This window comes from Chryseobacterium manosquense, assembly GCF_014623485.1.
Classification (GTDB): domain Bacteria; phylum Bacteroidota; class Bacteroidia; order Flavobacteriales; family Weeksellaceae; genus Kaistella; species Kaistella haifensis.
Genome location: NZ_CP060203.1, coordinates 2463406 through 2475183, shown reverse-complemented (window position 1 = coordinate 2475183; position 11778 = coordinate 2463406). Strand labels below are relative to the sequence as shown.

Below are 11778 nucleotides of genomic sequence, written 5' to 3'. Positions count from 1 at the left end.
ACACTTTTAACTCGATTTATAAATGAAAAATTATCTTTCACTATGCTATCAAAGAAATAGGAAAATTTTCTTCTTTACAATGGTGTTTATTATAGCAAATATTTTCATTACTTTCACTAAACAAAATAGTTTCCCTATTGTAAATTGGGGCGTCTTTTCTACACCATATCCTAAAATTGACAGTTATAGTTTTTTTGTTATTGAAAAAAACGGAAAACCCTTGGAATATAAATTACCTTGGCTTCATAACAGACAATTGGCCTACCAGTTTCTTACTGGATTTTATATAAGAGCGAAAAAAAAACAACCATTATTTGCTCCGAACTGGAATAAAAGACTTTCAAATCTAGGTTTTGAAATTAAATCATTTGAGGATTCGTATCGTGCTGCACAAAATTTAGATAAATTTCCCCCATGGCTTGCTCGATTTAGTAAATTTGATGATAAAAATAGAACCAATGAGCTAAAAATAAGATTATTAAAAGTATCCTACTTAGGAAATCAACAAAAAATAATTTCTGATAGTCTAATTCTAATTTACAGAAAATGATAAGAAACATATACCCTTATAAGAAAATAATTGCTCACTTTGTTTTCTTATTTTTTTTTCTTTTTTTAGCATTAAGATTTAGCTCTGGACTACTTCCATATCAGTTTCAGCAACCTGTTATATTTAATTTAGAACAGGATTTTTCTAATATTCTTTTTTATAATTCTGGACTAAATTTTATTTTTCAAAATAAAACTACTTCAATTATCTTTACTTTATTGCTCACTTTATTTTCCCTTATTGTATTCCTAAAGCCATTTAACAGAATATTAGTATTTTCATTTTGGCTATTGATTCTTTTTTATTGTATCGGTGTCAATATTAATTATGGACACAGTTCACATTTATTGTCTGGTATTATTCTTTTACCGCTATGTTTCATGTTCAAGAAGGCAGAAAATTTTAATTTAATTTGGGAAGGCTTTCGTTACTATGTTTGCTGGATGTATGCTTCGGCATTTTTTTTAAAATTCTACAATGGCAGTATTTTCCAATATGAATTTGGAAGTTTTGCTTTTAAAGAAAATGTTTCATGGATAATTTATTCCGGAAAAAACACAATATATCTGCCCATATACCAATTCTTTATAAACAACGAATGGATTCTAAATCTCGGCACATACATTATATTTTTGGGAGAAGGTAGTTTTATGTTCGGTTTTTTTACAAAAAGATGGGATAATTTATTATTCTGGCTGGTAATCATTATACACACTGTCCTTTATTTTTTCGCAGATGTCTTTTTTGTGGAACAATGTTTATTAAGCATTTTATTTTTAAATGAAAAAAAATGGAGGGAGCTCAGTAGTAAACTTATCCTCATAAAATTCTGATTATTTTAGCCGGATTTCCGGCAATAATACAATTACCCTTTGGGAAACTCTTTGTAACCACACTACCGGCCCCAACAATAGTTCTGTCACCAAGCCTAACACCCGGCAAAATGCAGGCATTTCCACCAATCCAACAATCAGCGCCTATATAAATAGGTTCTGATGGCAAAAAGTTTGAATTAAGAATTGGATCATGATTAGCTGAAACCATCACTACATTGGGTCCAATATTGGTGTTATCGCCAATACTAATACCCATTTGTGCATTGATATAAATACCAGGAGAATCTCCGGGATAAGTATTCTTTCCAACTCTCAATTTTTCAGGATTGTGAATGGTCGTTGTGAAATGAACCGGCCACTTTACACCTGAATTTCTTTTTAAAATTTTTCTAAAAAGAAAATCTAGCACAATAAAACTCAGCGAATAATCACTGTTTCTTAATGCTAATTTGAGTATCTTCTTCAACATAAATTTTATACTATACTTCCTGCCCAGCTTCTGTTGAGAGGCAAAAGAAAATCACTTAAAAAAGCGACATAAGAATTCTTCGAAAAATCGAATACTTCGATGTCGGACGAAATGGTTTTTTCTTTCAAACCTTTTCGGAAATCTTGCAATTTCATGGTTTTGGTTTCTCCGTTTTCGATGAAACTAGCTTTCATTCTATCAAATAGTCCCAATTCAAATTCCGAATCCATTTCTCTCATCACAGTTCCCAAAGCATCGATGCTGCAGCCGGAAGCAGCTTCTTTTTCTTCGTCAACACAAATCACAATAAATTGATTTTTCTCGATTTTAAATGAAGATGAAAGCGGTTTGCCGTGAGCAGCCCACGTCGCCAGAAAATCATATAATTTTTCGGTAATTATTTTGCTTTCTTTAGGTGAAAAAGGTCGTGATGCAGGAAAAATAATCACTCTATAATCACTAGTTTCTATTATGTTTGATTCTTCTATTTTCATTCTTTTTTTTAAAGGATAAAATTACGCAATTTTCTTGATTTGGTGTTTCCCATATTTCTTGCTCAATGCAAATAAGAAAATGATGAATAAAAGCATTACAAATCCAATGAAAAACCTTAAAGTCCCGCCTTGTGGAAAAAATAGAAATTTAATAAAAATGTTTACAAAAAACAACGAGGCCAAAATCCTTATCCATAAATCCTTTGAAAAATAAAATGTTGCTCCTAATAGAAAAAGTGAAAGAAGAGTAACTTTTTTAAAATTAATTAATTTCAAAATAATGAAATCCCGATATTCTACGAAAGTAAAATCTGCTTTTTGAGCAGAAATAATTGGTCTTCGGTAGATGAAAGTATCATAAAACACATCTTTCCAGCCCGGATAATGATAAAATTTTATGATAAAAAGGTAAATCAACATTAATGAAAAGCCTTGTAAAATAAGATGAAAACCTATTTTTTTATCTTTTTTCAAATAATCATATACAAAAACTGCGAGAAGATAAGTAAGTGCGAATAAAATAAAATCTGGCCGAATAAGAACGCAACAAAGCAAAATAATATATCTCCAGACCTGATTTTTATTTTGAATAACATTGATGACAAACAAAAGCATGAAAACCAATAGAAAAATATCCGGTGTTGGATTCTGCGCCATACTTCTTACCGCTGGAAACCACATTAAAAACAAACTCAAAGTAGCGGCTAAAAAGTGATTGTTCGGAAAGAAAGATTTAAATAAATAAAAAAGCAGAACTCCACAAAAGAAGTAAGAAAATATATTGAGTAAAAGTACCGCATGTGGCCCCGAAACTCCTAATTTATAGAGAACATAAACAACCGCGTTGTATCCTACTTTGATTTGATAATAAGGCAATTGCTCTCCAAAAGCCTTAAAATTCTTCACGAAAACCTTGTTGGCTTCATTATATGCAATTATATCATGATACTCTTTCGGAGACGCTTCTTTTTTTATTGTGCTATACACCAGCTCATGAACATATTCTGGATTTTGGGGATATTCCCAAGTATAAATACTTCCCAAATAACCGGGCATATCCCAATCGTAAACTCTATTTTGGTAACAAGAAACAGTTAAAACACCAAGTACAAAAAGAAACAGACAAGAAATAATGTACTTTATGTTCACGTTTGAGTTTTATAATTCCGTTAAAATTTTTAAATAAATATTTTAAAGCCCTCAATATTACAAATCCTCCGCTTCCGCAAGAAGTTCTACGATGTCTTTTACGGCGACTTCAGTGTTCTTGTTGAAATGTTTCACGCCATCGGTCATCATGGTATTGCAGAAAGGACAACCGGTAGCGATGATATTTGGAGTTTCTGCTAAAGCTTCTTCCGTTCTTTCTATGTTGATGTCTTTGTTACCTTTTTCAGGTTCTTTGAACATTTGTGCACCACCGGCTCCACAGCAAAGTCCGTTGGATTTGCAACGTTTCATTTCTACTAATTCCGCATCTAATTTTTCTAGAAGCATTCTTGGCGCTTCATATTCATCATTCCCTCTTCCGAGATAACACGGATCGTGGAAAGTGATTTTTTTGCCTTTAAAGCTACCTCCTTCTATTTTCAATCGTCCTTCTTCCATCAATTTTTTCAGGAATTGGGTGTGATGCATTACTTCGTATTTTCCGCCTAAACCTGGATATTCATTTTTAATAATATTGAAACAATGCGGACAAGAGGTTACGATTCTTTTCACCTCATAAGCATTCATAATTTCGATATTGGTTAATGCCATCATCTGAAAAATGAATTCGTTTCCAGCTCGTTTTGCGGGATCACCATTGCACGATTCTTCTTGACCAAGAACCGCAAATTCCACTCCTACTTTGTGCAAAATTTTGCAGAATGCTTTGGTAATTTTCTTCGCTCTATCATCAAAACTTCCTGCGCAACCAACGAAAAATAAAACTTCCGGTGCTTTTCCTTCGGCAGCATATTCTGCCATTGTTTTTATTGTGAAATCCATGTTTTTATAAGTAATTAAGGAGCAATTATCAAATTATCCGATTTTCAAATGTTTTAGAACTTAGTTTTCGGTTGCCCATTTTAGTCGATCAGCTTGGTTGTACTGCCACGGTGCAGCATTGTTTTCAATATTGGTCATCATCAGATTTAATTCCTGTGGCGCTGAAGACTGCTCCATCACCAGGAATCTGCGCATTTCAAAAATAATAGACAACGGATCAATTAACACCGGACAGTCCTCCACACAAGCGTTACAGGTGGTACATGCCCAAAGTTCCTCTCTTGAAATATAATCGTCGAGTAACTTTTTGCCATCATCGACAAATTTTCCGTTTTTATTAATGTTTTTACCCACTTCTTCAATTCTGTCGCGGGTGTCCATCATAATTTTTCGTGGTGAAAGTTTTTTGCCTGTAATATTCGCCGGACAAACCGCCGTACATCTTCCGCACTCTGTGCAAGAATAAGCATTCAACAACTGAACCTGATTCAAATCGAAAATATCATTGGCACCGAATTTATCAGGAACTGCGTTCGGATCTGCATCTGCAGGAGCTGCGTAAGGATCAGCGTTGGGATCCATCATCAGTTTAATTTCTTTGGTAACCGAATCCAGATTATTGAATTTTCCTTTCGGCTGTAAATTCGCAAACCATGTGTTTGGAAATGCAAGAATAATATGCAAATGTTTCGAATAATAGAGGTAATTCATAAAGAAAAGAATTCCCAGGAAATGAAACCACCAAGCGGCTCTTTCGATAAAAATTAAGGTATTATCGCTAAAATTATTGAAAATTGGAGCTAAAATATTGGACGAAATCGGGAAACTTCCGTGTTCGGCAAGAACGCCTCTTTGCTGAAGAACCCAATCTGCGGCATTCATTGTAAAGAAAGCCATCATCAATGCAAATTCGATAATTAAAATCCAGTTTGCATCAATTTTTGGCCAACCGAAAAGTTCTTTCATGTTGAGTCTTTTCACTCCATAGAAATTTCTACGGATAAAAAATACCACGACCGCAAAAACCACCAAAAGTGCTAAAACGTCCAAAGTCGCAGTAAAAGCAGCATACAAAGAATGTCCTAAAATCCCTGAAAGAAAACGGTGGGTACCGAAAATTCCATCAACAATAATTTCTAATAATTCAATATTAATGATCACAAAACCCACATAAACCAAAATGTGCAAAAATCCGGCTATCGGACGTTTGGTCATTTTGCTCTGTCCGAGCGCTACTTTTCCCATGGTTTTCCATCTTTCGGACGGATGATCGGTTCGATCGATGGCTCTTCCGAGTTTGATGTTACGGTAAATTTCTTTTATACTTTTAAAAAAAAGTCCAAAGCCTGCGATAAGGGCGATCAAGAAAATGATATTGTCAATATATTGCATATTGAGAGGTTTTTAGTCTTTAGTTGGAACTGTTTTTCCCAAATACAGAGAAATTGAGGTATCTCTTTGGGTTTTCTTTCAAATCAAGAATCAGTTTATTTAGGTTTTGCGAAGATTCATTTAGATTTCTGTAAAGTTCTTCATCTTTCGTCAATTTTCCAAGCGATCCTTCACCATTCTGTATGCCGGAAATAACACCATTTAATTTATCTGCAGTAAGACTGAGTTTATCAATTGTATTATTAAGCTTTTGCACATCTACTTGTTCCGCCACTCTTCCGTATTTATCAATCGCAGTTCTGGCGCTAATCGTTGCTAAATTTGCATTATCGAGAACTTGCTGAACACGCGGATCATTGTTAGCGAGCAACGCATTAGCTTGTCGAGATGTTCCTTCGAAGGAAGCTACGGTTCGGTTAAGGTTTTGCAATAAAGCTTTAATTTCAGCTTTGTTTTGATCATTAAGAATCTGGTTTGCATTATTGGCAAGAGAATCTACACGCTTCAAAACAATTTGCAATTGATCTTTCACCGGACCCACTTGCGAGGAAATATTATTCATCATCGAAAGGGTGAAAGCTCCAGCCAAAGTATCGCCATCTTTTGCCATCGGATTTCCGTAAGCAAGATTGACACGCATTTGCTTGCCGGACATTAGCCCTGGTTCGAAGATTTCAAGGGTTGATTTTTTGGAAAATATAAATTCATCATCCACCGTAACTTTCACCACAAAGTGAATTTTACCGTCTTTTTCGGTAACTGGTATGATTTGATCAACCTGGCCCACTTTCAAACCATTTATTGATACCGGGTTCGAAGCTTCTAGCCCTTCAACATTGTCGAATTTGGCATAGAAAATATTATCGGTGGTGAAAAGGCTTTTGCCTTTCATAAATTGGAATAGAATTACAAACCCTACGATCGCTAAAAGTGCGATTAATCCTGCTTTTATTTCTTTTGAGTACTTCACTCTGATTTATTTTTTTAATGAACAAATATAATACATTTTACTGAAACGCAATTTTTGTGCCTTGGTTTAAAAAGACACCAAAAGCGACCTTAGAGAGTCGCTTTTGATTTTATTGCTAGTAAGGAGCTTATTGTTGTGCTGCCTTGTTATAAACTTCGATTCTATAATCTTTAATTTTGGCATTATCCTGAAGGCTTTTCAGCAATGCTTGCCCAAATTGTTGTGCATTTTGGCTTGCAATAGACTGCGCAATCTGCTTTGCATCTCCGGGTTGCTTGTTGATCGTTTCAGATTTTTTCACCAAAACATAAACTCCGGTTGCTCCTTCCACAGGGTTCGAAAGTTTTCCTTTTGCCACTCCGAATGCTGCTCCAGCTACTTTAGGTTCCATTGCTCCAGCAAGTTGCGGGCTTAGCAAATTCACTTGTGCAGATTGTTTTCCTGTAGAGAACAATTTCGCGATTTGATCTAATGAAGTTGCTTTCGCTGCGGCAATTTTATCTGAAATTTGTTTTGCGATCAATTTATTCATCACAATTGGTTCGATTTGTTCCCTTACCGCTTCTGCATCAGCTGTTCCTGCATCTTGTACGCCGTTCAAATAAACAATAACTCGGTCACCGGTTCCATCCACTGTGAAAATGTCTGTATCTCCTTTTTCACGTTTTTTATCGAAAGCCCAAGCGATGATTTCTTCATCTTTATCGGTTCCTAAACCTGGTAATTGCCCTTGGAAACGGCCAACTTCTTTCGGATTGAAAAATTGGTAATTATTTTTCTTTGCAATATTCGCAAAATCGTTGAAGGATTTCCCTTGCACCTGCTGAATGAATTTGGTTGCTTTCGTATAAACTTCGTTTTCTGTTTTGTCAGATGCTTTAATTGCTTTCACAAGGTTGGCAACTTTATAGGTCATCGCTCCAGATTTTTTATCTTCGATATTGATGATGTGATAACCGAAAGGCGTTTCCGCGATACCAGTACTACCTTTTGCATTAGAAGCCAAGAAATTCAAATATCCAGGTGCGAAAGGTGTTTCAGGAGTTGTCCATCCCACACTTCCGTTTCTTTCAACAGCATTTGGTTCGTCAGAAAGTTTTAAACCTTCAGCAAATTTTGCCGGATTTGCTTTGATTTGTGCCAACAAGTCTTCTGCAATTTTTTTCGCTTCTGCCTGAGTTCTTGTTGCTGTAGAACGTTCCGCTCCTTTGTAAGCAATCAAAATATGTTTTGATAGTGTAGAATCTGAAGTTTTCTTATCTAATAATTTAGAAACAACATAGAAATTTTGCTCTTTATAAGGTCCGAAAGTAGTTCCAGGACTTGCTGCTGCTACTTTATCTTTAATTCCTGAAGGAAGTTGGTTCGCTGAAAAATATTGTGGATTAAAAGGCATATCCGAATTTAACGCAACAAACATGGAATCGTTTGCTGTATTTTGGAAATTTTCTTTTCCTCCGCTCACGTCGCTTCCTTGCGAATAAAGTTTGGTGATTTCAGCTAAAGTTGCCGCATCGTCAGTCGCACTTGCTGCTGCAGGGAAATATACAACTCCTAGATTTCTGCTCGCATCTCTTTTGAACATGATCGGGTGAGCCTTGATATAATCCTCCAAATCTTTAGTAGAAACTTTTATAGGATTTTTCTGCGCATAAGCGTTATAATCAATTTTTACATAATCGATATTAGCAAGTTGATCTCTCTGCTTCATCATTTCTTCCGCTTCTTTTTTACTTACGGTAATACCGGTTGAAACGTTCGCAAAAAATTGTCTAGCCATCATTCTATACTCAATAGCTTTTCTGGTTTTCAACCAATTGTTGTACATCTCAACATTTCCGCTGTTTTTCAGCTCTTCAATTTGCTTCTTTATTTCCTGACTTTTGAAATTGCCTTTAGCATCAAAATTTTCAGGATTTTGGGCAAACATAGGATCATATTGCAATTGATTCCAGAACATCTCTTCTGTTAGCGTAAGCCCCATTTTCTCAAATTGTTGTTTGATTAATTTGGATTGCACCAACATTTGCCATGCTTGTTCTTCTAAACCAGAAGTTGGTTGACCTTGTTGCTGAGCTTGCTGTTGCAATATGAAAAGCTGATCATCAAAATCTTCTTTTGAAATTTCTTCGCCATTCACTTTCCCTAAAACACCTGGATTCGCACCAAACAGTTTCTCTAAACTATCCGGGTTTACTACGAAAGCCAACATCGCCAATGCGATAATTCCCATCAAAAGCCAAGGTCTGTTTCTAATCTGTCCTAAAACTGCCATTTTATTTATATAATTTTTATCAGTGTGCGAAAATACACATTTTTAACAGATTAAGAAAAAAATTAATCCTTTTAAAAATAATTTTTACCAGAAATGGAAATTTTGGCTAAATTATCTAATGGCACAATGCTTGTGAAATTAGATGCGCCTAATTATTTTAGGGAGTTACAGAGCAAAACTTTCAATTTGCTTATTAATATATTTTAATTTACATGACATTTTGTCATTCTATAATATTATGAAAGAATTTGAAGATTTCAATTTTGATGAAATAATGGATGAAGGTTTCAGCATTGTCGCTGAAGAAATCAATATGGATAATGATGTTGATCTTTCCGAAAATTCGGAACAGAAGATTTTTCCGATTTTACCGGTTAGAAATATGGTAATGTTCCCGAAAGTAGTCATCCCGATTACGGCGGGCCGCGAAAAGTCGATCAAACTTCTCGAAGAAGCACAGAAGAACAACGAATATATTGGAATCTTGAGCCAAAACAATTCGAGCATAGAAGATCCCACTGAGGATGACCTCTATAAAACCGGTACTTTAGCAAAGATCATCAAAATTATTAAACTACCGGAAGGAAACGTTACGGCGATTACTCGGGGTTTCCAAAGATTTACCGTTAAAAAATTCACCGAATCCAAACCTTATTTTAAAGCGGAAATTTCCAAACTAAAAGAGGTTAATTCTAAAAAACCAGAAGAATATGCTGCGCTTATAGAAAACATCAAAGATTTAGCGTTAAAAATTGTCGATTTGGATCCAAATATTCCAAATGCAGCAAATTTCGCGATCAAAAATATGAGCGACAATGAAGATCTGCTGAACTTTATTTGTACCAATGCAAATTTTTCTTCAGCAGAAAAACAAAAACTTCTGGAAGAAAAAAACCTGATGAACAGAGCCGAGAAATGTTATGAACTGATGCATAATGATTTCCGAAAACTGGAATTGCGCAATCAAATTCATCAAAAAACAAATCGCGAACTCGACAAAAGCCAGAGAGAATATTTCCTGAACCAGCAAATGCGCGCCATTCAGGAAGAGCTTGGCGGCGGCCCAGAATCCGATATTGAAGAACTTTTGCAAAAGGCAAAAAAAATATCATGGAACGAAGAAGTAGAAAACCATTTCCAAAAAGAAATCAGCCGACTTCAGCGACAAAATCCAAATTCACCAGACTATAATGTTCAGCGAAATTACCTCGATTTTTTCACCGAACTTCCGTGGGAATCTTATTCGAAAGACATTTTCGATATTAGTAAAGCCGAAAAAGTTCTCGATAAAGCACATTTTGGATTAGAAGACATTAAAAAAAGAATTTTAGAACACATGGCGGTCCTAAAACTCAAAAACAATATGAAATCGCCAATTTTATGTTTGGTTGGACCTCCGGGAGTTGGTAAAACTTCCCTCGGAAAATCTGTTGCAGACGCACTTGGCAGAAAGTATGTGAGAGTTTCTTTAGGCGGTTTGCACGATGAATCCGAAATTCGCGGACACCGAAAAACCTATATCGGTGCGATGGCAGGTAGAATTTTACAATCAATAAAAAAAGCAGGAACCTCCAATCCGGTGATCGTTTTAGATGAAATCGATAAAATCGGACAGGGAATTCACGGAGATCCGAGTTCCGCTTTACTAGAAGTTCTCGATCCGGAACAGAATAATTCTTTCTATGATAATTTCCTAGAACTGGGTTACGATCTTTCTAAAGTAATGTTTATTGCGACCGCAAACTCACTTTCTACCATTCAGCGACCTTTGTTGGACAGAATGGAAATTATTCAGATTGCTGGTTACACTTTAGAAGAAAAGGTAGAAATCGCCAAAAGACATTTAATTAAAAAACAACAAGCAGAAAATGGGCTTGATACAAAATCTTTCAAACTCGGAAATCCCGAACTGAAACATATTATAGATGCACACACCTCGGAAAGTGGCGTGCGTGGTTTGGAAAAACAGATCGCTTCGGTAGCAAGATGGGTAGCTTTGCAAACCGCTTTAGAAAATGTGTACGATCCAAAAATCACCATCAGCAAAATTGATGAAATTTTGGGGGTTCCAAGACCAAAAAGTTTATCAGAAATCACCGGAGTTCCCGGTGTGGTAATAGGTTTAGCATGGACGCAAGTTGGTGGAGACATCCTTTTCATTGAAAGCATCTTGAGCGAAGGAAAAGGAAATCTCTCAATGACAGGAAATCTAGGAACGGTGATGAAAGAATCCGCAACCATCGCGCTGGAATACATCAAAGCAAAGCATGATGAATTGGGCATTTCTTCCGAAGATATTCAGAAGAAAAACATCCACGTTCACGTTCCGGAAGGCGCAACACCAAAAGATGGTCCCTCTGCAGGAATTGCAATGCTTACTTCTATTGTTTCAAGCTTTAAGAACAAAAAAGTAAAATCTCATCTTGCGATGACCGGCGAAATTACACTTCGCGGGAAAGTGCTTCCAGTTGGCGGCATTAAAGAAAAATTACTCGCTGCAGCAAGAGCCGGAATCACCGAAATTATCTTGTGTGAAGCGAATAGAAAAGATGTTGAAGAAATTAAAAAAGATTATCTAAAAACTCTTAAAATCAATTACGTAAACCGCATGAGTGAAGTAATCGACCTTGCAATTGAAAAATAATTTCAATAGAAATCGATAATTAAGTAATCTTATTTTTCAATTAATAGCTTAATTAAAGAAATTATAAGACTTAAATTATTTTTGCTTTTCTCATTAATGTTCGTCAATGCAGGGCTCGACAAATTTTCCATGACATGCGGATGCTGTAAAATTAAA

Annotated in this window: 9 protein-coding genes; 2 read left to right on the top strand and 7 right to left on the bottom strand. The window is 35.5% G+C overall.

Going from position 1 to position 11778, the window contains the following annotated elements; translation table 11 throughout:
- Positions 1–22 precede the first annotated feature (22 nt).
- Entirely contained in the window at positions 23–550 is a 528-nt protein-coding gene (locus tag H0S70_RS11855; RefSeq protein ID WP_188320946.1) for a hypothetical protein, read from the top strand.
- Between the two features lie 819 nt (positions 551–1369).
- Here H0S70_RS11855 and H0S70_RS11850 read toward each other — a convergent pair.
- The 7 genes from H0S70_RS11850 to H0S70_RS11820 all read right to left on the bottom strand — a co-directional run bounded on the left by H0S70_RS11850 (position 1370) and on the right by H0S70_RS11820 (position 8978).
- A complete protein-coding gene (locus H0S70_RS11850) occupies positions 1370–1855 on the bottom strand; it encodes an acyltransferase (protein ID WP_188320945.1) in 486 nt (161 codons plus the stop codon).
- Between the two features lie 5 nt (positions 1856–1860).
- Positions 1861–2349, bottom strand: a complete 489-nt coding sequence (locus H0S70_RS11845) for a hypothetical protein (protein ID WP_188320944.1) — start codon at positions 2347–2349, stop codon at positions 1861–1863.
- Positions 2350–2370: 21 nt separating this feature from the next.
- The gene (locus H0S70_RS11840; RefSeq protein ID WP_188320943.1) at positions 2371–3498 is read right to left on the bottom strand and encodes a hypothetical protein; all 1128 of its coding nucleotides are present in this window, start codon (positions 3496–3498) and stop codon (positions 2371–2373) included.
- Between the two features lie 57 nt (positions 3499–3555).
- Positions 3556–4341, bottom strand: a complete 786-nt coding sequence (locus H0S70_RS11835; protein WP_188320942.1) for a (Fe-S)-binding protein — start codon at positions 4339–4341, stop codon at positions 3556–3558.
- Positions 4342–4401: 60 nt separating this feature from the next.
- Complete coding sequence (locus H0S70_RS11830) at positions 4402–5733, bottom strand: (Fe-S)-binding protein (protein ID WP_188320941.1); 1332 nt, start codon at positions 5731–5733, stop codon at positions 4402–4404.
- A 19-nt stretch (positions 5734–5752) separates the two neighbouring features.
- Complete coding sequence (locus tag H0S70_RS11825) at positions 5753–6703, bottom strand: MlaD family protein (RefSeq protein WP_188320940.1); 951 nt, start codon at positions 6701–6703, stop codon at positions 5753–5755.
- Positions 6704–6830: 127 nt separating this feature from the next.
- The gene (locus H0S70_RS11820; RefSeq protein ID WP_188320939.1) at positions 6831–8978 is read right to left on the bottom strand and encodes a peptidylprolyl isomerase; all 2148 of its coding nucleotides are present in this window, start codon (positions 8976–8978) and stop codon (positions 6831–6833) included.
- A 238-nt stretch (positions 8979–9216) separates the two neighbouring features.
- Here H0S70_RS11820 and lon point away from each other — a divergent pair, with 238 nt between their 5' ends.
- Complete coding sequence (lon, locus tag H0S70_RS11815) at positions 9217–11622, top strand: endopeptidase La (protein ID WP_031501276.1); 2406 nt, start codon at positions 9217–9219, stop codon at positions 11620–11622.
- Positions 11623–11778: the final 156 nt, after the last annotated feature.

What these genes read in the sequence shown, in the direction of transcription:
- H0S70_RS11855 (WP_188320946.1), top strand. Translation starts at nt 23, where the DNA reads ATGAAAAATTATCTTTCACTATGCTATCAAAGAAATAGGAAAATTTTC.
- H0S70_RS11845 (WP_188320944.1), bottom strand. Translation starts at nt 2,349, where the DNA reads ATGAAAATAGAAGAATCAAACATAATAGAAACTAGTGATTATAGAGTG.
- H0S70_RS11820 (WP_188320939.1), bottom strand. Translation starts at nt 8,978, where the DNA reads ATGGCAGTTTTAGGACAGATTAGAAACAGACCTTGGCTTTTGATGGGA.
- H0S70_RS11835 (WP_188320942.1), bottom strand. Translation starts at nt 4,341, where the DNA reads ATGGATTTCACAATAAAAACAATGGCAGAATATGCTGCCGAAGGAAAA.
- lon (WP_031501276.1), top strand. Translation starts at nt 9,217, where the DNA reads ATGAAAGAATTTGAAGATTTCAATTTTGATGAAATAATGGATGAAGGT.
- H0S70_RS11850 (WP_188320945.1), bottom strand. Translation starts at nt 1,855, where the DNA reads ATGTTGAAGAAGATACTCAAATTAGCATTAAGAAACAGTGATTATTCG.
- H0S70_RS11830 (WP_188320941.1), bottom strand. Translation starts at nt 5,733, where the DNA reads ATGCAATATATTGACAATATCATTTTCTTGATCGCCCTTATCGCAGGC.